A 22,211-nucleotide genomic window follows, 5' to 3' on the forward strand; every position below is an offset into this window, starting at 1 on the left:
GACTGGTGCTCCGCCACCGAACAGCTTGAACGGGGCGCCCTGAAAAGGGGGACGAGGCCCGCAGGTTCCATGGAGAGCTCCAGATGCGCGTGAGGCGGGCCTTCCTGTGGGCTACGTTCGGACGATACATCGTTACGTTAATCAATGTCGCGGTCGCAATTGTCGTCGCAAGACTGATCGGACCTGCCGCCTTTGGCGTTTCAGTTCTCGGCAGCTCGGCTTTTGTCATCGCGGAGGCGCTGCGTGAACTGGGCGGAGGCGCCTATCTGGTTCAGCAGAAGGAGTTAACCCTCAAGAAGATCCGTACGAGCATCACGACGAGTGCTCTTGTGTCGATCGCGATATCGTTTTGCCTGTACTTTGCAGCCACGCCGATAGCTTATCTTTACGGGCTGCCGGAGGTCGGCCCCTACATTGAGGTAGCGGCTATCGGATATCTTCTCGGTCCCTTCATTTTTCCGGCTTTTGCGCTCATGAGCCGCGAGATGGCCTTTGGGTCCTTTGCCTTGGTGAACACATCGATGTCCGTCGTCGGCGGGCTCACGGGCATATGCTTGGCGAAACTTGGCTTCGGTTACATTTCGCTGGCTTGGGCGACTGTTGCGTCCGCGGTTGTGGGAAGTGTTCTTTGCTTTTCTCTTCTGCCAGATCGCTCGATATATCTTCCGTCGTTGGGCGAATGGCGCGGAGTGCTGGGATTTGGAACCTTTGATAGCGCGGCGGCCCTCATTGCAGCGGTTGGCGAGTATGCTGCCTATCTCGTCATCGGAAGGGCGCTGGACTCCGCGAGCGTGGGAATCGCGCAGCGGGCGGTCCTGCTATCCGCGTTTCCAGAGCGCGTGATACTTGCGGGCGTCGGCGCAGTTGCGCTCCCGGTCTTTTCGAGAAGCGCGCGTGAAAAGTCCGACACGAAGACAATCTATCTTAATGCGCTTGAATTGATCACTGCGGCACATTGGCCGTGCTTGATCGTGCTGGGCGTTCTCGCGGCGCCGTTGGTCAGGTTGCTGCTTGGACCTCAATGGCTCGAGGTGGCGCCACTTGTGTCAGTCCTCTGCGTTGGCGCGGCTCTCTCGTTCGCCTGGACTCTCCAGTACCCAGTGCTCGTCGCGCTGGGAGCAGTCAGATCTTTACCGCTTCTGGTAGCTGGGCAGGCCATGCTTAATATCGCAGCCGTTGCCTTTGGCGCAGGTCATGGCCTCTTAGCGATCGCGTGGTGCCTGGTCGGCGTAGTGCCCCTGAGGGCCTTGATCGCCATTGCTGTGGTTCGCCAGTATTTGCCCTTCGGCTGGGCTGAACTGTTCGTGGCGCTCCGAAAGAGTGCTGCTCTTGCAATCTTCAGCGCGCTCGGGCCAATCTATTTACTCATGACGCACGGCGGGTCGGAAGGCTTATCGATGGAAGTGGGGGTGCTCAGTGTATTGCTGGCAGCCTCGGGATGGAGCGTCGGCTTGGCCCTCACGCGACATCCAATTCGTCACGAACTGGTCCGTGCAGCAATGATGTTGAAACGGAGCCTTGAAGGACGGCTAAGTCGAACAAGCTAGATGGAATGTGCTGTTACGACTCATCGAGATGCGCAACCCGCATCCGAGATGCACAACTCGCATCAGCTGGGTCGATTCAAGCGCGGTGAATAGCGCGATGTAGAAACCGAGTCGGCCGGGGGTCCGGTTTCGCTACGCTGGGTTCGTCGCCAGACAATATGGTCACTTGCTGCTTACGGCCCGACACGGGGCGAGCAATCATCGCACTGGCATAAATCGCCAACGCGAGCGCAGCGGTCAGCAACGCACTCACGAACAAAAGCAGAAGCCATATGACTGACATTCGGTTCCCCTCGAAACGAGCCCGCATGGCGCACCGACCGCCCGCCAGCATTCGGTAACGAATACCAGCAAGACTCATCCACCACCCCACGATGAATCGTGGAACCCAAATCTGGCGACTTCTAGGCGCGATGAACGCTAAACAGTCGACTAACGGTCGGATGCAAAATTGGTTCAAACTTATTAACGTTGAGTTCCGCCAGCGTCGCGAAATTGCGGGAACTACGGGGCTGGGAACTGCGTACCGGAGCGGGAGTCGAGCAAGTCTAATTGAGATTCTTGGCTTCCTCAATGAGTGGTTGTAGCCGTGTTCCCGGCTCTTGTTCCGTTCAAAATAAAACGCAGGGGATGCGTTCCGTCTTGAGGCGTAGTGCGTGCATGAGGTGAATTTCGTCGGTCAACCTACGTTGAGTGGGGCCAATCCTAAGTTCACATACCCTACAAAGTAGGCCGCGACATGTTTGTCTATTTCGCCGAGCACCAGCGGTTGGGAACATCGCGCGCAACTGCACGGTAGCTCCAGGAACCGAAGGGACTTACGACCGCCTCATTGAAGAATGTGGCGGTCATGACGGTCGGATAGCTAAGGCGTTCACCGACGATCGGGCAGCTCGCATAAACCGGATGATTGAAGTTGGTGTAGTTAGGGCCCCAAGAATAAGCAAAGGTCCCCCCGTAATTGCTCGCTCGCCGTCCCTTCGCGTCTGCGGAGGCCGTTAGAGCGAGCACGATAATGGCTACAATTCCGGCCAAACGGGCGGCTGAATTGTTCATCAAATCCCCTTTCCTGATGAGATGAGTAGGTGAACGCGGCAACGGTGGCCCAATTTGGCATATTACCGCAGTTTAGCAGACTCCGCGATTTGTCTTTCTGTTTTCTTGATTGATCGAGGCTTGCCTGTCCCGGCCCTTGGTGTCGTGGGCCGATCCGTGTGGCGGAATCGCCCTCCGAAGCTCAGGCGAAAACTCCAATTCCAGCGCTCAGGTAGTTCCCGGTTTGTTTCAAACGAGGTTGCGTTGCTTCGCATGCCCATAATATATTTAATTATTTAAATTGGATGATTTGAAAATGTATATCGCTGGCGGAGCGCTCCTGGTCGCTGGAGTTTTACTATGTATTTCAGTCGCTTGGGCTGCGTCGGGCTTCGTGCTGATGGGCTGCGGACTTATCTGCTTCCTGATCGCAGATAGACGAAAAAGAGCACGGGAAATTCAGCTGGCAGCAACGTCGGCTCTGACGGATCCCTTTATTGGTGGCTCACCCACTCCGACACAAAGGGGTGAGGACCCGCAGCAAGAACAGAGTTGGCAGCTGCTGATGGACGCAGACCCTGATCTTGAAAGGATCGCCACGATCCTTGCAGGATTTGGACGGAGATATGTCGACCAATTGGCCACCGTGTACACAGTATTCGACAGGAAGGACTTTCTGCCCATCATACTTGAGATGATTATCAGCGCCGACAAGTCATTGAGCGAGGCGCTGGCAGGGCAATCCGACTTTGGGACCCACTATCATGACCCCATCCGCGAGGCTGCGATTGAGGAAACACCGCAGGTTTGGTCGGCCAGGGCAGACGAAGGCGAGATGTCAGTCCAACCGCGCGTATTGCATTGCGACCGCGATGAACCGCTGGCTGCAGATATTGCCGTCGGTGCATCTGATCCTGAAACGCCCGACCTTGATGACGAAGACAGTCTCAGGAAATTGTTTGACAAACTGCTCGTTGACAAAAAGGTCGTGGATACCTTTGGTGCTCCGCCCGAACTGAGCAGCCGGTGATGTTGTAGCCGGTCAAGCACCGATGTCGCGGCCGGAAGTCGAAAAAGGACGATTGGCCCCGGGCGTCAAACGCGGCGAGTGCTCGCCGGCGGCGAAGGCATTGTCGATGTGACGCGCGTTTACGTCGACCCTTATGGCAGCACCTTGAGGGCACCCCGTCGCCAAATTTCAGATTTTGCGGCGAGCTGGCTGCGCACCGATGTTGTTGACTGAACGATGTCATGAAGGACGATTTCAGCGGGAAGCCAGCGCAACTTCGATTGATCTTTGCCCGTCGAGAGATTGAGCCGCCGGAAACCGTGCTCAATCGACCATTTCATGATTTCAACGACGAGAGTCGTCATTACTCCGTATTTCTTCCAGGCAGGGTCGAAACCAGAGAAGTAGAGATATAAGTCTCTATCGAGGACAAAGGCGATCCGCGATGCAACAACAGCTCCGTTGACTTCGAGCTCGAAGAAGCGAACGAGACCGCGTGATCCAAGCGCGTTGATGACTTCATTCAAAAACTTGCGGCTCTGGCTTGTCTGAAAGTTGTCGCGATGCTGCCTCATGTCGGCTGCGGACGACCGAGCCTGGTGAAGACGAAAGAAGCGGCTCAGATTTTCATCGATGTTCGAGTCCTCCGCCAAGCGAAGCGATGGCTTGTGTCCATCGCGATCAAGGAACTCGTATCCCTTCCGGATGCTCTTGCGGGTGTTGTTGGAAAGTGTTGCGTGAAGGTCTCCCCAGCGGTCGGGCAAATCGACGATATAGTCAGGGAGTAGACGTTCGGTTCTTAGCTGATGGCTGGGAAGTTGGTCAATTGAACTCGAATGGATGCCACTCCACTTCAACAAGTCCCAATCTTGTTCCCGTTCACTGAAGTGCTTTGCAAGAGAATGTAGCGCGTCTTTTTGTCGTTCAGCCTTACATACTATACCACGGACTTCGGTGAGACTCGGATCGGTGCCAAAGAACTGAACCTTGCACATACGGATCGGGCCAAAGCCTGGCTCGAACGTCCGCATCAACGGAGCGACCGCAACGAGTTCGCCGTCCTCCTCCCGGACCTGGTGCAAGAAAAACTCGTCACGCCTCAGCAGTCCAGAACGTGCGAAGTGCTTCCACCAAAGTTCGTTCCATATTGGCGAAGTAAACGGGGTTCGAGGTTCCAAACTGCAGTCAAGGCGCTCCCACTCTTGCCGCAGCGGGCCGAACGCCTCCGAAAGCGATACTCTGCTGACAATTAGCGGTGTTTTCGTCATGAAATTGTTAGCTCACACAAACTTTAATACCGAACGAGCAAATAGCTTCATTACGTAAAATTCAAGGCGGCCCCACGTCGACTTATACCTTGCGTTGGTCCGGGATTGAGCCGCGCGAAGATCGTCGAGATCCGATTGGGTGAGTTCGGGGGCGTGCATGAGCGAGGGGCTTCCGATGCGATATTTAAGTCCAACTCTATCGAGAAAGCACACGTCAAATTGCCGCATCGCTCTCGAATACAGATCGACGTCCTCGCGAAGGCGGAGGTGAGGATCAAACCCCTCGAGTTGTTCAACGCATTGGCGACGCATGATACCCGCGCTGCATACCATCAAGGCCCAATGAAACATCAGACAAGCCGCAAAAGCCCGTCGCGAGTGAAGACGTTGACAGAAGTTGGCGAGCGCGGCCGCTTTCTCAAAGTACTCTTTTTCGCGCTGCAGCTGGGTCGCTGAACAGCTGCCGAATGGATCAATTCGGCAAAAAACAACACCTACGTTCGGATGCTTCTCAAAGGTTGCCTTGACAGCGGCATAGTGCCCGGCCGGAATAATGTCGTCATCATCGAGAAAGTGCACGAAGTCTCCGCGGCCGCGGGGCCAGCCGAGGTTTCTCACCGCACTGGGAAAGCCGCCAGTGGGCTTGGGATTCGCCAAATAAGATACTCGCGGATCGGAAAGGCTTGAGACGACCGACGCCGCAGACTGCTCGGGGCTATCATCAACGACGACAATTTCGATCTCGACTTCGACCTGCGCGAGCACGCTGGAGATGGCCTCGCGGAGCTCCGTCGGGCGCCGGAACGTAGGAATGACGACCGTGAAATCGACGGATTTCACCATTCATCACCAGAATTTGAGAAATATGAAAAAGCACACATTGAAATACGGATTAGTATCATGATCGAGAGCTGCTTTATAGGCTCAAATTTGCCTTCATGGGTTAATGCTCGATACTCGAGGTGCAAGGCAGCCGGACCCAAGAACCGCGCGAAGCTGAATTGCGCGAAGCATGCTCGACCATTTGCCGAGCGGGGGCCTAGACCCAGTTGAGGCAGACCGGATCTCTCCGAAGCTCGCAGATTCTGGTCCCGTGCTCGTCGCCCTCGACCTGCGTCGGCTAGGATGTCATTGGTCTTGCACCTTGCTCGCGGGCTTGGCCACGACAATTAGACGATGAAGTTAATTCCAGGGGCCAGGGAGGCCCTCGTCCGCCTCCCTGAGGAAAGAAGTTGCGCAGAGGTGACAAGCCGGTCCCGACTGGCAAGTTCTGCAAAAAAGTGTAGGATTAGTGTACTGCGAGGAGGCAATTATGCGACTGGTTCTTGTTCTGCTCTTCATGACTACATCGGCAGCTTACGCGCAGAACTGCCAGCAAGGTTATTATCCGTGCGGGCAGAGCGAGCTCTCGAGCGGACGCAACGGGGGCACCACGAACTGGAGCGATGGAGACGTCTCCCGGCGCTTTGGAAGCACGTCCTACAACAGCAATGGGACGACCTTCCAGACCTATGGCAACAACACGTACTTCGACAATGGCGCGACGGCGCAGTCGTATGGGAATACGACCGTTTTCAGCAATGGTCGCTCCTGCCAGCGTTTTGGAAATAATCTGTTCTGTAACTGAGTTAATTGGGTTGGGTAGTTTGAGCGCGCCCATGTGTGGGGCAGGCATAAAGCTCGCCCCGTAGATGGGGAGTTTATGACAGATAGCGATCGCTTCTTCGATTTTCCTTATGTCTACCGCTGGGCCTATAAGGGCCGGCAAGGGCAGCGTTGCCGCGTACTGGCGGTCGGAACACTGTACGCCTGCCTTGTCGAGTTTCCGGATGGTTTCAAGATGGTGAGTACGACCAATGCATTGAAGGAAGCAGAGATTCCTTCTCCAATGACGCCAAGCAAGACCGCGACTACAATGCTGTCGCCAGGTAATCTCACGGCTGACGAGATCAATGGACTTTAGGTTCGGCTGCGAGTTGGTGATTTGGCCGGCAAGTCCCTGCGAAAAACCGCTGCCTGCGTTGCCAGACTGGTTCGCACGGGCTTGGGCCGGGTGCCGCGAGCGATGCTTCGATTAGGTATCCCTCGCGAAGGCGTTTGCTCGCACTCAATTTGGCCGTGCCGAGCATCAAATCGCAGCTAATGAAATATTAACTATACTTTGGGATGAATTAATTCGTTCCACCAATGACCGTTCCCGGGGTCCACGATGGCCAGGCGTTTCGTCTTCGTGCTAGCCGCAGCCTTGTCCCTCTGGGGATGTTGTAGGGAGTCAGGAAGCTTCAGTCCTCATTCTGTACGTGCAGTCTCGAACTGGGATGGCTTGGCGCCAGCGCCCGATCAGGGCCGCATTCCTCGCCGACACGGTGATATCGGCAGCGCAAGAGCCCGGGCTATAGACGCGCAGCAGATTGCTGCGGAAGCTGATCCTTCTGATCAAAACCTTTCCAAGCTTAGGCGATATTCCAAGGAGTGGGTCGCTGCTTTTGACGCTTCGAATCGAGCCGCAGATGAAAGGCTGAATCAGAAGCTTGTCATTTGCCGCGGTTGTCTGTCTCCCGAAATAAATGACCCAACTGGATCGATCGTTTCGCGTTAGCCTGCATGTCAAGGTTGCAGCTCGGCGACCGGCTGCGCAGCCTTGTGTCGCTTCGTCGCCGCACGCGTTGAGGCGTGCGCCTCCAGCGCGAACGCGTCATCTGACACGCAACGCAAGCTGAAACTCGCTTCCATTGGTATCGCCTCGCGCGGTCAGTGAGTCTTGTCTGATCAAGGGACTTCGGGTTTTGGTTTGTCATTTCTAAACCACGAAGATCGGCCAACGGGAGCCAGTTAGGCATTTGCCAACCCGATCGCTGTTAACGGGAACAGGCCATCATTTGAATCCGCAATGGGCATTCATAAAATGGAGTTCCGCAATGGACAGGCGCAGAGCAAAGCGTGCGAAGACCTATCAGCACGCAAAAAATGTCGGTTGATCGCGACGGTTTCGATCTTTGCGTCGTCCACGGCCGCACCGACCGTGGCCTTTGTATTGAACTGGAGTTCGGTGCTGACTGCCTGCCCAATGCATTCGAAACTGAGCTTTGAGAGGTTTCGGACAAGCCATGCCTGCAAGGTCATCTGGCGCGACGACCGAAGCGCTGGAATAGAATTTTGTGCTGCTCCACCCGCGTCATTGCGGAAGCGCAGAGCTGCGCTGAGAGTGGTTGGAGGCTGACCAGTCGTTCAATTGCTGCAGTAACGGGCGAGAATTGTTGTCACATAGGTCCGATTGTCCGGAAGGGCTCCTCCCGCAGAAGCTCACTCGATCGGAGTACGAATTCCGCGGTGACGCGGATGCGGAGAGAGTCTTCAGCTACGCTGCTTCGCGCTAATACGCGTTGCGTTGTTTCATCACCTCGAAAAGCGTTCGGACCAGAATCTTGACATCGAGCTTCATGCTCCAGTTGTTGATGTACCAGAGATCCAGGCGAACCCTTTCGGCAATATGGTCAAGTGATGGTGTGGCGCCCCTTGCGCCGTTACATTGAGCCCAGCCGGTGATGCCCGGCTTGACGTGCTGACGAACGGCATAGTTGCTCAGCATCTGTTCGAACTGATCGTCGTGAGCCAAGGCATGCGGGCGAGGCCCCACCAGCGACATCTCACCCCTTAAGACATTGAACAGTTGCGGCAGTTCATCGACGCTTGTCGCTCGCAGTATTCGTCCAATCTCTGTCACCCGTGGATCGCCCCGCGTCGCTTGCGACACGGTCGGGCCGTTTTCCTGGCTCGTCATCGATCGGAACTTGAATATCGTAAAGCGCCTGCCGTTGAACCCTTTGCGATCCTGCCGAAAAATGATGGGCCCGGGAGTGTCAAGTTTGATTGCGATTGCTGTAATCGCGATGATTGGTGAAAAGAACAACAGAGCCACGACCGCCAGGGCGATATCGACGGAACGCTTCATCAAACATTGAGCTTCGCTTAGCGGGGCACTTTGAACGTTAATTGCCAAGGCACGGAGGCATTCCGGCGCAGCACCGCGCGTGAGCGCGCGAACGTTGGCGTCAGGCAGGAGCCAAGCGGCTGTTGGAGTGGCGCTTATATGATTGCGTACGAAATCGAGGCGTTTCGTGTCGGCCCACGGCAAAGCGAGTAGAATTTCTCGACAATCGTGTCGTCTTGCAAAGGCGGCTGCCGAATTCAGGATTGTTGCGTCTACCGAGGAAGCGTTAGTCGCATCCCCATCGCGAAGCATGAAGGTCTTCACGTCTCCTGTGCTAAACTCCGTTAGCAAGCTCTGTTCTCTCAATGCGGCGAATTCGCCCGGCACGCCTATCACCACGATAGGACGCCATCCGATGACCTTGTTCGATACGGCTGCGGCGAGAAATGTTTTCGCGAGGCTCCGCCCGGCGAATAAGAGGAGCGGCGCGAGCATCGAAAAGGCTACCAATGCGCCGCGAGAATAGCTGGGGCCTATCTTGAGCAGGAATGCGAGAAGGGCCAACAACAATGCCGTGATAAACCAACAGGATGCGATCCGGCTGATTTCGAGCCGCGGTCTTATCGCCTCCGTGAAATTGTAATGGCCCTTTCCGCCCATTCGAAGAATGTAAAGAAGGCCTGAGAGGATCCCGATCGCGCAGTAGGGAAGCAAATTGGGGAGTTCATGGCTAAGTAGCCAGTCGTAAGAACCCCCGGCCACTACGCTCGACAGGAAAATAATCGAGAGGTCTATCGTCGACAGCAGATAGGGGACGACGCTCTCGGAAATGCGAAAGGGAGTTGCTGCGCGTGCCGGCCCGATCGCATTGACTTCGTTACGAAATTCCGTGCTATCTGACAAAGTAACACCCGAGATTAATTAACTCATGGCATCTACAACTGATTTAAAATCTCATTAAAATAAAAACTGAATTATCAGGCTTGTATCTCGATATTGCCAGCCGCGCAAATATTAAATTTATATCTTGGTGCTGGGGGCGGAGATAAATCCCTCCCGGCGGCCAGCCCGAAGTCAGCGACCAACCGAACTCAACGCGGGGGCGACGGGATTATGCATTCTCGGACACGTCCCGCAAATTTCGATCAGCCCGGGATCGGGTTTCAGAATTGTCCTGCAAGGTGACCGATTGTGTTGAAGAGGGCTCTGTTCGTATTTTTTGTTGCTGCCTCGCCTGCTGGCCTGGCGCAGTCGTTCCCTGAACGACCGGTGGAAGCAGGAGATGGGGCATCCTCGCCGACCCCGGATTCATCCAGACAGTGTCCCGCCGTATCTGCTGGTCAGCGGCGGGTGAGCTATCGGTTTCCGCCACACAGGCAGGTGGTAGAAGGCGTCACTTTTGCCACGAACTGGGAAGATATCCCGACGGGGGGCTGGTTCGGTCGGCAGGCGGTGGACGATTGCCGAATTCGGGTCGACGGGTTTCGGACCTGGCACGGCAAGGCTGCAGTCCGGGTCGAAGTGCAGGCGAACGACGACCCGCTTGCTCTGAACGCCAACAGCGAACGGGCCGAAATGTTCTCGATGCAAGACATCGGCGGGAGAGAGATCACAGAAGGGATCTGGAGCGCAGTTCAGTATTACGCCACCAGCTACTATTTTCCGAGCAACTGGCGGGGGCAGCAACTCCCTTGGTCGGCATTTGCTCCGGCCCATTGCTCGGCTGACAAGAATGCGTGCAATAGCTGGTCCTTTGTTCTTCAATTTTACGGGTGGGGTGGGCTCGTTGCAGCTCAACGGGAAGTGGGCGGACCTCAGCGATATCTGTTTAATCAAGCCGAGTTTTCCGATGGCGGCCGCTTGGCGCTTGGTCGATGGACGGATTTCATATTCAGGATCGATTGGCGCACGGGCACGTACGCGATTTGGCGGCGTAACGAAGGTGAGAAGCCGTTCAGGCTGGTACTGGAGGGAATGTCCAAGGTTCCGTCCGGGCGGCCGATATATGTGAAGCAGGGACTTTACCGCGGTGGGAAGGTCGAAGGGCGGACAGATGTTCTTTGGATTGGTCCGACGGTTCGGGGCGCCACCTTTTCTGCAGTCGAGCGTCAAGCATTCGATAGCAATGACGGGCAAACAGATGGCCGCGACTAGATGTGCTCGGCGAACGTGTGCCGGCGAAAGTCAGGGCGTTCAGCATGTCTCCAGGTGTCGGCACACCTCGATGGATTCGGCACCGAGGTCTCGTTAGAATGTCATTCTGGCCCCGATTTATTGGGGCATTACAGGTCGAAAATGATTAAGATCAGCATTATTATCAAGACGCTCAACGAAGAGGCCAATGTCGAAAAGGCGATCGAGAGCGCGCTCGCAGCAATTGCCGGTTACGAAGGTGAAGTCATTGTGTCCGACAGTGCGTCGACCGATCGCACTGTAGCGATAGCGACGCGGTTCCCTACGTCAGTCGTCGTATTGGAGGATGCTTCGGAAAGGCGATGCGGCGTCGGTCCCCAATTGGGCTTTCAACATAGCAAGGGCGAATACGTCTACATCCTCGATGGCGACATGGAGCTTAATGCGGGCTTCATCAAAAGAGCCATCGCCATCCTCGATGAGCAGAAAGAGGTCGCGGGAGTGGGCGGATATATTCACGAGATGCGTACGGATAACCTTGAACTCCAGGGCCGGATCAAGCGGTTCCAGCGCGCGCGCAGGAAAGACCTGCTTGATGTTGATTGTCTGAATGGAGGCGGTCTCTATCGGCGTGCGGCGATTTTGCGGGTGGGATACTTCTCTGACCGCAATCTTCATGCGTTCGAAGAGTACGATCTCGGAGTTCGCCTTCGGTCGGAGGGGGGGCGTCTTGTGCTGCTGGAAGACAAGGCTGTGGATCATTTTAGTTATGCGATGGGTACGTGGCAGCTACTTTGGCATCGCATTTTCAGCGGCCGCTTTTTGAGCTCCGGTGAACTCTTTCGGGCAGCACTGGCCAGCCAATACGTCGGACGGGTGTTCCGCGAGGTGCGAATTGTCCCAATCTCAATCGGCGTGTGGGCCTATTGGGCGTGCGCGGTCCTGGTGGGACTGCTGACCCAGCCAGCCCCGGTGCTGTTGACCGCGCTTGCGATGCCGATAGTTGTGATGACGGTTCGAACGAAATCACTGAATCTGGCACTCTTCAGCGTACTGACGTGGCATCTTTCTGCCGCGGGCTTTGCTGCTGGTATTCTCAAGAAACGCTGTCCGCCGGCGACGCCAATAAGAAGTAGGGTGGTCCAGCCGGCGGCCTAAGTGAGAGCGAAATGCTGCGATGCAACGGATCCTCCCGGCGTTCAAGCTGAGCTTTTCCCTGGTTGGTTGGGGCGTGTTCCGATTCGGATGCCGCATCGAGCGCCCCGCGTCCATCAAAAATAGCGGTCCGTTTACTCGAATCAGCTAGAAAGTTCGGGGACCGAGCTCCAATCGACAGATTGGGCGGCCCTGGGTGCAATCGTGTGTGCCGACCCGGTTATTTTCTGTGCTTTTTGGGGAACACTTAATTGAGAATATTAAATTGGACGCCTCAGGTCACCCTGCCCTGAAGCTCTAACGTGTTAGAGGGGAGTTGAGACGGGGGGGCGCATGCAATTGCGATTGGCATTTCTAACGGTACTGATTTCCGCAGCACTGAGTGGGTGCGCGATCATGCCAGTTGCAGGTCCCCAGAGCTGGGACGTGACGTCTGGCCAGAGTGAATTTCCGTATGCGCTCGTCCGGCTTGGACCGCAGACGCTCAACGTCCTCGCAGCGCACGCTCCTCGGATCGCTGGTCGGATTGCGGACGGACGCGGGCCACAGAGGGTCGTCGTCGAGATCGGGGATATCGTTGGCGTAACCGTGTACGAAACGGGCGCCGGCCTCTTCGTGCAGAACGATTTGGGGGTCCGTCCGGGAAATTTCTTCACCGTTCCCCCGCAGGCGGTGGGTCCGGGTGGTAACATTTCCGTCCCGTCGGCGGGCCAGATCCCTGCCCGGGGGAAAACGACTTCGGAGATCGAGCAGGAGATTGCAGCCGCTCTGAAGAAGCGGTCGCTGGAACCGAATGCGGTCGTAACCCTGCTTGAGCAGCGCTCATCAGCATTTACTGTGCTTGGAGATGTCCGCACCGCTGGCCGCTTTGCGGCGAATCCGGGTGGGGAACGTCTTTTGGAGGCAATCGGACGCTCGGGAGGTCTTTCGGGGCCGGGCAACGAATCTTGGGTTGTTCTCGAGCGAAATGGTAAAAAGGCCGCGGCTCCGTTCGGAGCTCTCATCGATGAGCCTGCAAACAACGTCTTCGTTCGACCGCGAGACATGGTCTATGTTTTCCGCGAACCGCAAACATTCCTCGCTTTTGGTGCGTCTGGCCGCCAAGGGCAGTTTCCCTTCGATGCTTGGCGAGTTTCCCTGTCTGAGGCAATTGCGAAGGCGACCGGCCTGAGTGATCTTACGGCCGACCCCGCTTCCGTTTTCCTCTATCGCGGCGAAAGCCGAGAGGTCGCGACGCAGCTTGGGGTTGATATTTCCCGGTTCGAGGGACCTGTTATCCCGATCATCTATCAGGCCGATCTGCGCGATCCCGGCGGTTACTTCCTCACGTCGAGATTCGAAATGCGCAACAAGGACGTGATTTATGTTTCCAACGCTGCGGCGGTCGAATCGACCAAGTTCTTGAACTTTGTCCGAACGATCGTGGCAACGATTCAAGATCCGGTTACGCTTGCGAACTCGGCAAAGGCCCTGAGCACTGGTTCCGGCGCTACGATCGTGACGCAACCGATCAGTGTTGGAAACTAAGCGGCGCTCCGTCGTCGGTACACGATCTACCGACGCATGTTTGGGGTGGCGTGACATCGGGGGAGGGCGGCATAGGGGGCCGCTCCAGCGGCCTATGAGTTGAGCCTGCTAGGCGCCGGCTGACCGCTGGCGAAGCCCCCTTTGGCGCGGAACAGTCCAGATCGTTCACTAGGTTCATTTGGTGGGCAGAGGGGCTGTAACTCGTGCCGTAAGGTCCGATGTGCCCACTTCCATGTTGGCAAATTGAATAGCGAGCGGTGCCGCAATGGGGCCGTAGCCGCGATAAATGCCAAACTTCCAATAAGCTTGATTGCCGATGGCGCCTATCGTCCCCGCGAAATCGACGATCTTTGCTCCATCCAGCCAGATATCAAGCTGACCATTGGTGTCACCTTCGCGCAGATGGAATACGAGGTGGTGCCATTCATTGCGGCTGAGCGTCCCGTTGTAGCGGACGCTTGTTTGCGCACCTGCGCGGGACCCCGAATATTCGCTAAAGACGATCAATCGGCCCGCTTTGAAATGTATGTGGAACGGCCTGATCTTTGAGCCGTGCATTTGGCTGATAGCCGTCCAGTCGGATTGATATTCGGCCCCCGGCTCGATGAGAAAAGAATAAGATCCCCAAACGTCAGATCCCTGGTTGTAGCGACGCTTGTAGCCGTCCAGCTCGGAACGCTCCTTGTTTTCGCCGGAGGCGCGGTCTTCGTCCCATGAATCTCCTGCACGTACTTCGAAGCGCGTGATGTCGATCGCGCCGGCCTGAGCCCTCCGGATGCTCCAGTCATTGCCGGAGGACTCCACGACGTAAGGGATGCCCCTAATTGTAATCGGCGTCTTTGCGTTCGCGATGGCTGCCCAATTCGAACTCAGAGCATCTTCTGCCCGGGACGGATGGCTCGCGGTCAATAGGATCGCGAGAAATGATGTCGTCGCCAGGATGGCGTTAAATGGGCTTGGCATGCTCACTCAAGGCTCTCTTTCAAAATCTGAATATTGGTTTCGGAATAGACCTTCCTCTTGACAGTGGATCAAGGCGAGGGAGCTTCTCCGGAGTTCGATTCATCGTCCCGTTGGCGCGAGATTGTCGTCGGTCGTTCGGCTATCGAGCCTGGGTCAGTTTCTTGTCCGTGAAGATCGAATATCTGAATAGAATTCGAGATAACCGGAGCAGCTACCGCTGCGAGATGATTGCCGAAAGACAGATCAGCCATTTGATAGGTCGACTCTTTTGACCAACTATCGGGTCGCCATTGAATGTCCCATCTCTTGGAGCAGTCCAGTGGCACTTCGAACCCATCCAGCCGTCCAAGCAGCCCCACTCCAACCGCTTTCAGGAGAGCCTCCTTTCGCGTCCAGCATCGAAGGAAGGCGCGTGTCCGTCCCTCCTGCTCGAGCTTCGCGATAGCCTCCCTTTCGTGTTTGGTGCAGATACCTTCAGCTAATGTGGTTACGTCGGTGTTTTCGACGGCGCCGATGTCTTCGACATCGATTCCGATGCTTTGACCGATTGCGAGCGCAAGCAAAGCCATGGAGCGGCTATGGGTTAGGTTGAACTGCAGGCCGCGCGGCGAGGCCATTTCGTCCACTGACGGCTTGCCGTGTTCGTCCACAATCATGGGCACTTTGCTTGGATCCAGTCCGAGGTATTCGCCCAGTACTACTCGAAGCAAAAACCTGCTCTGACAAAATCGCTCGCGGTCCGGCAAAAAGCGAAATCGTTCGGCGCGCGCGCGCTCCTCGTCGCTCATGACTTGCCAGCCGGCTCGCGCCGATCCGAGGGACGAGAACTCCAGGCGCCACACGTGAATTTCGCCAAGTGCAGCTTGCAACAAGGTGCGGGGTTCCAGCGCACCAACCCTACTTATGGGCGATACGAAGTTGATTTGTGACATGGTCGTCGATCCACCCGCCGAGGTCGATGAACTCCACCGCTTCATGGGATCTAAGAAAACCCAACATGTCGTCAATGGCCTGCCAGATGTCCTCGTTGTGCGCCAAATGATGCGTCAGCAAGCCAATGGGGGCGTCAGGAGCCAGGAAGCCGAGCCTCCTGCCTCGCAATTGCTGAACGAGAAGGTCGGAGATAATTCTCCGCTTTTGAGCCGTTCTTGCCTTCCAATCGATGACGTCCAGATGAACATCGATCCTGGGACCACGCTTGAACTCAGTCATCCTGACGACTCCACGCCACAGCATGCGAGAGCCTAGTCGCAGAAGCCTCCACTCGAGTTGATTCGGCATGAGCGACACCCCAGCGTACCCCACCCCCGGCAGGGCTCTCACGAGCGCGGGTGTGATGCGATTGAAGGGCGGGACAAAAATCGGCTGCGAAGAGCTGAAACACTCCTTGAACAGCTGTAGTGCGAACTCTGCATCGGCAATCATGCTTGATATCGGCCGATCGGGTCCAAACTCTGCGGGTTTCTTTCCCCGGTTGTAGTTGATGTGCTTCCAGCCATGGGGCATCGGATAGAAGTGACGATCGTTCTGGGCGAGAAATTCCCGTAGCCCCGGTGTCACCATTCCCGGGATGACTGCCAGCCCTATCTTGGTATCAAACCGGACGGCAACATCGCGCAGGCGCTCCAGGTAGGGTGATGGCTCGAAGGCGTCATCATCGCGGACCCAGAATTTTGCTTTCAGGTTGGAGTCCGCCCAGATATCGAGTTCGTGACGTGCATCGTCAAACAAATTCATCTCTGGCAGTCTCGAACTGTCAACAACAACCTCTGCAAAGACCGGGTGGGAAACGAAATTCTACTTCGCACGTAATGCATGTCCTCGGACGCTTCAAATAACAAGATCTCAAAACAGAATTTGGAACAGTCTTGGCAACCTACGTGCTCCCGGCGCGAGCATACATCGCTTGCTCCTCGCCGACCCTTTGTCCTCTGGCGCGGTAGACCGCGCGCGTCGCCGCGCGAGCGGCGCGCGCCCCCAAATATATGGCCTCATCGAAGACGCCAGAGCTTCGTGAAGATGGCACGTTGATGCCGAACTCCGCCAAGCGGCCTCGAATTTTATGGATCAGGCTGTCGCGCCGGGTGCTGTCAGTGTAGTACGTGAAGCTGACCGTAACGGAGGGCTCCTCACCGACCTCGACTAGGTGGGGACTGGTGGAGGGCATGTAAGCTCCCTCTCCAGGGTTCAACTTGAAGCAATGAGCTAACTCGCGAAACTCTTCCCGCCAGGTAATCAATCCGCGATCATGTCGGGAATGAAAGCGGTCGCGGGCTTTATTGCTGACCACTCTTAGCTCGTCGGGATCCCAGACATAAACCGTCTTCTGTCCCTGGATCTGCAAGATAAAATTATGTTCCTTGTCGATATGAAACGGCGTGACCGTTTTTGGCGAGCTCACAAAGATCCAGCCGCCGCGATACCCCATGCCGGGGTCCTTGAGTTCGACATTAGGGCGGACGCTATCCAGCACCTCGTCAACGAGTTCCCGATAGATGGGGTCTGTTTGAACGTTGAGCAAGGACATCCAGGCCTTTGCCGCAGCAATATGCTCCATCGTGGCGACTAAACTATCCTTCACCGGATGCAAATCGGGAGCACTGGAGAATGACGTTCCGGCCTCAGCTGCATTGGTGTGGGCTCGAATTCCGCCCTTGCTTTCAAGACGCTTTGCGAGTTTGACCAACTCTTCGATACGGAACCGATGATCGTCCGACAGGCGATGCTTGACCGGCGTTACCGTCCACGGGTCAAACTTGGTCCAGTCCACATCGATAAGGGGCGGGGGATCTAATACCATGAGCGCCACTCCGCGTCTTTTGCGCATTCAAAAAAATATGGCAGTCTAAATACGTCAAATAATATCCCCAGGATATCAGGGATTGAAGCATTTTCCTATTGAGCTTAACGTTCTTGTTTAAGACCCGGGGCGAAATATATAGCCAGTTTGCGGGCGGCGGGCCCGGTTAACCGTCCCCCCCAAAGTTATTTGTTTTCTCCATTGCCGGATTTATACGGTGTCATTTCAGGGCTAATGGTCCCAAGTCTATTCAGCGTAACGAGGTATTTTAAATGTCGTCGGCTCGGCCACTCAAGGTGCTGATGGCAACTCCTTTCGGGGAGCGTCAAAGAGGGGGCATGGATCGACTGACCGATTTGATTGTCGCGAAGGTCGACGACGGGTATTCCGGGCGCATTGAGATATCCAGGTTGGTTACACGGGGCCCAGGTCGCCCGGTTGTCGCGCCGTTCGTTTTCGCCCGGGCCCTGGCTCAGCTCTGGATCGCGAGACGGCGAGGTGAGGTCGACCTCCTGCATATCAACGTCGCCGCGGACAAGAGCGCCATCCGAAAGGCGATTTTGGCGCGGTTTGCGCGGAGCCTTGGCGTTCCATACGTTGTCCACCTCCACGGATCGCGCTTTCAGGAATTTTGGCCGGCGGCTGGGCCCCGCGTTCGGAAATTTGTTGACCGTCTTTTCCTGGAGAGTTCGGCTGTGATCGTTCTCGGGACGGTCTGGTCGGAGCTGGTCCGCGCCCATGTGCCGCAAGTCGCGAACCGGATCGTCATTCTTCCAAATGCCACGGCGCCAGCTGCGTTCATGAACGAGCCGGCCCCTCACCAAGGCGACGTTAGGATCTCGTTCCTTGGCGAGCTCGGAAAGCGCAAGGGCACTCCTCAACTTATCGAGGCGCTGGGGCGTCTGGATGAGGGGCTGGATTGGACAGCCACGATCGCCGGGAACGGCGATGTCGAGGAGACCAAGTTGCGCGCGGAACAGCTTGGCATAGCAGGTCGCGTGAACGTTCCTGGCTGGCTGGATGCCGAGGAGACCTGCGACGTGTTGCGAAGTTCCGACATTTTCGTTCTGCCGTCGTTTGCGGAGAATCTGCCGATGTCGATTCTCGAGGCCTTTGCCTACGGTCTCGCTGTCGTCGCCACGCCGGTCGGGGCGGTCGCCGATGTCATTCGCGATAGCTCGAACGGACTGCTTGTTCCCGTGGGAAATGTAGATGCTCTGACATCTGCGCTTCGCAGGCTGATTGTCGACAGACAGTTCCGCAATTCACTGGGAGCTGCGGCGAAAATCGACCACGCTGCAAAATATGAAATCGGGGCGTATGTCTCCAGATTGTCCGATATTTGGCAGAGCGCATCGAACCGATCCGGATAGGTCAGGTTCCCTTCTCTTTGCTTTTTAAAGCCCCCGCCGGGCCCCTAAAAAGCACTGCGCCAGTCGGCGATTATGTCACTGCATTATTTAAAAAGGTTCATGAATTAAACATGTTGCATTAATTTGGTGGTCTGTCGTACTTTGGATGAGATAATTGCTTGGTCGGCGTCATTATTTTCCAGTGATTTGAAAGAACATGCGAGTCAGCGTTTTCGGTTTAGGGTATGTCGGAGCTGTCACGTCCGGCTGTCTTACGTCATTCGGCAATACCGTCGTCGGGGTAGATCCCGCAGAGGCGAAAATTGCCTTGATCAATGAGGGCAAGTCGCCCGTCATCGAGAAGGGCCTTGGCGATGCGATTTCCAAGGCAGTTGCGAACGGTCAGCTTCGAGCGACACGCGACCCGCGGGATGCTGTTCTGGCGACCGATTTATCGTTGATCTGTGTCGGAACTCCGAGCAAGCGAAACGGTGATCTCGACACTTCGTCACTGAAGTTTGTTTGCGCCGAGATCGGTGCCGCCCTTGCCGAAAAGCAATCCCATCACTCGGTGATCATCCGCTCTACTGTGCTGCCGGGTACGATACGAAGTGTCGTGATTCCGGAGCTCGAGAAAGCCAGCGGGAAAAAGGCGGGCGTCGATTTCGGCGTTGGTTCGAACCCCGAGTTTCTTCGGGAAGGAACTGCGCTTGAAGATTTCTTTGCTCCGCCCAAGACTGTCATCGGCGTCGAGGATGATCGAACTGCAAGCGAGCTTGAGGCATTGTATGCTGCGATCAACGCGCCTCTGATCCGAACATCGATCGAAGTTGCGGAGATGATCAAGTACTCCGACAACGTTTGGCACGCGGTGAAAGTTGCGTTCGCGAACGAGATCGGTGTCTTCTGCAAGAGCCTTTCCATCGATAGTCACGAAGTCATGGACGTGTTCTGCAGGGACACCAAGCTGAACTTGTCCAGCTATTACCTGAAGCCGGGCTTTTCGTTTGGAGGCTCGTGCCTGCCGAAGGACGTTCGAGCGCTAGTTCACAAGGCCCGATCGCTGGACCTGGATCTGCCGCTGCTGGGGTCCGTGCTTCCTTCCAATGAGAAGCAGACGACGCGAGGCTTTGAGTTGATCGCGCAGTTGGGGAAGCGGCCCGTAACTATTCTCGGTATGAGCTTTAAGGCCGGCACGGATGACCTTCGTGAGAGCCCCATACTTGAAGTCGTCGAGCGCCTGATCGGAAAGGGATACGACGTACGCATTTTCGATCGCAACATCAGCCTTTCGAAGCTTGTGGGCGCGAACAAGGATTATCTGCTCCGCATGATACCGCACGTATCGTCATTACTCGTCGAATCCCTGGACGATGCGCTTTCACACGGCGAAATCATCGTCGTCGGCAACGCAGATCCGGAATTTCGGACAATAGGTGATCGCGTGCGACCCGATCAGTTTTTGGTCGATCTGGTCCGCATAAAGGATCACTCTCAATTGAAAGGGAATTACCATGGTATTAGCTGGTGATCCATTTAGGCCGAAACGAATCCTGATCATCGTCGAGAATCTTCCGGTGCCGTTCGACCGGCGCGTTTGGAACGAGGCTACGACCCTGGTCAAGGCAGGTTACGAAGTCAGTGTGATCTGCCCCGTGGGGCACGGTGCGTCTGCTCGTCGCGAAGTCATCGATGGCGTTCATATCTACCGGCATCCCATCGTAGAAGCGCGAAGCGTTGCATTTTACTTTGTGGAATATGCTGTTGCATTGTTTTGGGAATTCTTTCTGGCCTGGCGTGTCCTCTTTGAGCGAGGTTTTGACGCCATTCACGCCTGCAACCCGCCAGACCTGATCTTCCTGGTCGGTGGGTTTTTCAAACTGTTTCTCGGAAAGAAATTCGTCTTCGACCATCATGACATCAATCCGGAGTTGTTCGAGGCGAAATTCGGCAAGCGCAATTTTCTTTACCGGATTGTGGTCGCACTCGAGCGCTGCACCTTCGCGGTCGCCGACATTTCGATAGCAACCAATCATTCTTACCGCACTATCGCCGTCGAGCGCGGCAAGATGGATCCCAATAACGTCTTCATCGTGCGTTCCGGCCCCAATTTGGAGCGGCTGAAGATTGTTCCTCCGGATCCCTCCGTCAGGAAGGGGCGAGCCTATTGCGTCGGCTACGTTGGAGTCCTTGGGGCCCAGGAGGGGATCAATTACCTTTTGGAGGCCGCCCGGCACATCGTTTACGATGTTGGTCGCCACGACATTCAATTCTGCATTGCAGGCGGTGGGCCGGAACTCGAACGGCTCAGGGCGCTCGCGGTCGAGCTTGGCGTCGCTGACTACGTTACGTTTGCCGGGAGAGTCTCGGACGACGAATTGCTTAGGATACTCAATACGGCGGACGTATGCGTGAATTCGGATGAGTGGAATCCGATGAACGACAAGTCGACCATGAACAAGATCATGGAATACATGGCCCTTGCCAAACCGATCGTTCAGTTCGACCTGACTGAAGGGCGGTTTACGGCGCTCGATGCTTCGCTGTATGCGAAGCCAAACGACTCGGTCGATTTTGCTGCCAAGATCCTCGATTTGCTCGGCGATGAGTCCCGTCGGAAGCAACTCGGAGAGTTCGGCAGGAGGCGCGTCATCGATCAACTTGCCTGGCCGCACGAGGCACCGAAGCTTCTTGGCGCGTACAGAGCCCTGTTCGAGGGTAAGGTCGCCGTTCACGGGCAATCGAGAGGGCAGGTTACGAGAACCGATCGTGGGGATATCCTGCCGGGAAGCTTGATGAGGCGGCTCTTGAGTCCGCTCGCTTCGAGGAAGTGAGCCAGCAATGTCCTCGCTCTGGACCAACATCAAGGCTGATGCCTATCGCGTGAAGGGGAAGACGCCCTCGCTCCGCTCGGTGTTGGTGCTTGGGTTGTTCAGCCGTACTTTTCGACCCGTCTTGACGCTAAGGCTTTGCCAATGGAGTGCAGAGCATTCCTCATCGTTGAGGCTCCTGGCGCGGGCGCTGCATCGTTACGCTACGGCCAAAGCGGGGATCGATATGCCTTCGGTCGTTCGCGCCGGGCCCGGTTTGGTGATTGTGCACGGTTGGGGAACGGTGGTGAACCGGGAGACGATCATCGGCTCGAACGTAACCCTGTTCAATGGCGTCGTTATTGGTCGCAAAGACAGGATTACACCGGCCGGTCGTCACACCGAATATCCAATTATTGGAGACGACGTGTGGATCGGGCCGCACGCCATCATTGTTGGCGGCGTCAAAATTGGGAATGGCGCGATCGTCGGTGCCGGCAGTGTGGTCACCAAGGACGTCCCTGCGCGCAGTGTTGTCGCCGGTAATCCTGCGAAGATTCTGAAGTCCGATGTACTTCCCGACGTCATGAACAGGGCTCCGACAAGCGCGCAGAGCTCGGAGGGGGTGATCGGGCGAGATACGAATGGCGGCGTAGCTTCGGATGGTCTTGTCTTGAATCA

18 protein-coding genes and 1 pseudogene are annotated in these 22,211 nt (G+C 56.0%); 11 read left to right on the top strand and 8 right to left on the bottom strand.

Annotation, left to right across the window (positions count from 1 at the left end; genetic code table 11):
• Positions 1–83 precede the first annotated feature (83 nt).
• The gene (locus CIT39_RS07900) at positions 84–1,547 is read left to right on the top strand and encodes an oligosaccharide flippase family protein (protein WP_094972804.1); all 1,464 of its coding nucleotides are present in this window, start codon (positions 84–86) and stop codon (positions 1,545–1,547) included.
• Positions 1,548–2,294: 747 nt separating this feature from the next.
• On the opposite strand, the gene CIT39_RS07905 is transcribed toward CIT39_RS07900, so the two are convergent.
• Positions 2,295–2,603: a hypothetical protein gene (locus CIT39_RS07905; protein ID WP_148667289.1), complete on the bottom strand. Its 309-nt coding sequence runs from the start codon at positions 2,601–2,603 to the stop codon at positions 2,295–2,297.
• A gap of 295 nt (positions 2,604–2,898) precedes the next feature.
• Here CIT39_RS07905 and CIT39_RS07910 point away from each other — a divergent pair, with 295 nt between their 5' ends.
• A complete protein-coding gene (locus tag CIT39_RS07910; RefSeq protein WP_094972806.1) occupies positions 2,899–3,612 on the top strand; it encodes a hypothetical protein in 714 nt (237 codons plus the stop codon).
• Positions 3,613–3,743: 131 nt separating this feature from the next.
• Here the strand turns inward: CIT39_RS07910 and CIT39_RS07915 are convergent, their stop codons facing one another.
• Positions 3,744–4,859, bottom strand: a complete 1,116-nt coding sequence (locus tag CIT39_RS07915) for a GNAT family N-acetyltransferase (protein ID WP_094972807.1) — start codon at positions 4,857–4,859, stop codon at positions 3,744–3,746.
• Positions 4,860–4,871: 12 nt separating this feature from the next.
• On the bottom strand, positions 4,872–5,702 hold the full coding sequence (locus tag CIT39_RS07920) for a glycosyltransferase family 2 protein (protein WP_094972808.1): 831 nt from the start codon (positions 5,700–5,702) through the stop codon (positions 4,872–4,874).
• Between the two features lie 469 nt (positions 5,703–6,171).
• Between CIT39_RS07920 and CIT39_RS07925 the strand changes: the two genes are divergently transcribed.
• A complete protein-coding gene (locus CIT39_RS07925) occupies positions 6,172–6,486 on the top strand; it encodes a hypothetical protein (protein ID WP_140477501.1) in 315 nt (104 codons plus the stop codon).
• A 75-nt stretch (positions 6,487–6,561) separates the two neighbouring features.
• Positions 6,562–6,822 (top strand): hypothetical protein, encoded by a 261-nt coding sequence (locus CIT39_RS07930; protein ID WP_148667290.1) that lies wholly within the window; start codon positions 6,562–6,564, stop codon positions 6,820–6,822.
• 1,410 nt (positions 6,823–8,232) lie between these two features.
• On the opposite strand, the gene CIT39_RS07935 is transcribed toward CIT39_RS07930, so the two are convergent.
• A complete protein-coding gene (locus CIT39_RS07935) occupies positions 8,233–9,693 on the bottom strand; it encodes an undecaprenyl-phosphate glucose phosphotransferase (RefSeq protein WP_244607539.1) in 1,461 nt (486 codons plus the stop codon).
• 447 nt (positions 9,694–10,140) lie between these two features.
• On the opposite strand from CIT39_RS07935, the gene CIT39_RS07940 reads away from it, so the two are divergent.
• From CIT39_RS07940 to CIT39_RS07950, 3 genes are all read left to right on the top strand, one after another.
• A complete protein-coding gene (locus CIT39_RS07940; protein ID WP_162308402.1) occupies positions 10,141–10,944 on the top strand; it encodes a heparin lyase I family protein in 804 nt (267 codons plus the stop codon).
• A 141-nt stretch (positions 10,945–11,085) separates the two neighbouring features.
• Entirely contained in the window at positions 11,086–12,081 is a 996-nt protein-coding gene (locus CIT39_RS07945; protein ID WP_162308403.1) for a glycosyltransferase family 2 protein, read from the top strand.
• Positions 12,082–12,411: 330 nt separating this feature from the next.
• Positions 12,412–13,605, top strand: a complete 1,194-nt coding sequence (locus tag CIT39_RS07950) for a polysaccharide biosynthesis/export family protein (protein ID WP_027568231.1) — start codon at positions 12,412–12,414, stop codon at positions 13,603–13,605.
• A gap of 174 nt (positions 13,606–13,779) precedes the next feature.
• On the opposite strand, the gene CIT39_RS07955 is transcribed toward CIT39_RS07950, so the two are convergent.
• The 4 genes from CIT39_RS07955 to CIT39_RS07970 form a co-directional block, all read right to left on the bottom strand.
• Complete coding sequence (locus tag CIT39_RS07955; protein WP_094972812.1) at positions 13,780–14,568, bottom strand: heparin lyase I family protein; 789 nt, start codon at positions 14,566–14,568, stop codon at positions 13,780–13,782.
• A gap of 68 nt (positions 14,569–14,636) precedes the next feature.
• Complete coding sequence (locus tag CIT39_RS07960) at positions 14,637–15,500, bottom strand: 4'-phosphopantetheinyl transferase family protein (RefSeq protein WP_162308404.1); 864 nt, start codon at positions 15,498–15,500, stop codon at positions 14,637–14,639.
• The gene (locus CIT39_RS07965; protein WP_094972814.1) at positions 15,466–16,305 is read right to left on the bottom strand and encodes a polysaccharide deacetylase family protein; all 840 of its coding nucleotides are present in this window, start codon (positions 16,303–16,305) and stop codon (positions 15,466–15,468) included. Before CIT39_RS07965 ends, CIT39_RS07960 begins: the two co-directional genes overlap by 35 nt.
• A gap of 139 nt (positions 16,306–16,444) precedes the next feature.
• Positions 16,445–17,368, bottom strand: a complete 924-nt coding sequence (locus CIT39_RS07970) for a cupin-like domain-containing protein (protein WP_162308405.1) — start codon at positions 17,366–17,368, stop codon at positions 16,445–16,447.
• Between the two features lie 338 nt (positions 17,369–17,706).
• Here CIT39_RS07970 and CIT39_RS07975 point away from each other — a divergent pair, with 338 nt between their 5' ends.
• From CIT39_RS07975 to CIT39_RS33180, 4 genes and pseudogenes are all read left to right on the top strand, one after another.
• On the top strand, positions 17,707–18,741 hold the full coding sequence (locus CIT39_RS07975) for a glycosyltransferase family 4 protein (protein WP_162308406.1): 1,035 nt from the start codon (positions 17,707–17,709) through the stop codon (positions 18,739–18,741).
• A gap of 196 nt (positions 18,742–18,937) precedes the next feature.
• Positions 18,938–20,251 (top strand): nucleotide sugar dehydrogenase, encoded by a 1,314-nt coding sequence (locus CIT39_RS07980; RefSeq protein WP_094972817.1) that lies wholly within the window; start codon positions 18,938–18,940, stop codon positions 20,249–20,251.
• Positions 20,235–21,554, top strand: a complete 1,320-nt coding sequence (locus tag CIT39_RS07985) for a glycosyltransferase family 4 protein (RefSeq protein ID WP_094972818.1) — start codon at positions 20,235–20,237, stop codon at positions 21,552–21,554. The genes CIT39_RS07980 and CIT39_RS07985 overlap by 17 nt, the downstream gene beginning before the upstream one ends.
• 391 nt (positions 21,555–21,945) lie before the next feature.
• A pseudogene (locus CIT39_RS33180) lies at positions 21,946–22,095 on the top strand (DapH/DapD/GlmU-related protein); the annotation flags it as partial.
• Positions 22,096–22,211: the final 116 nt, after the last annotated feature.

It is taken from the genome of Bradyrhizobium symbiodeficiens (assembly GCF_002266465.3).
Lineage (GTDB): Bacteria > Pseudomonadota > Alphaproteobacteria > Rhizobiales > Xanthobacteraceae > Bradyrhizobium > Bradyrhizobium symbiodeficiens.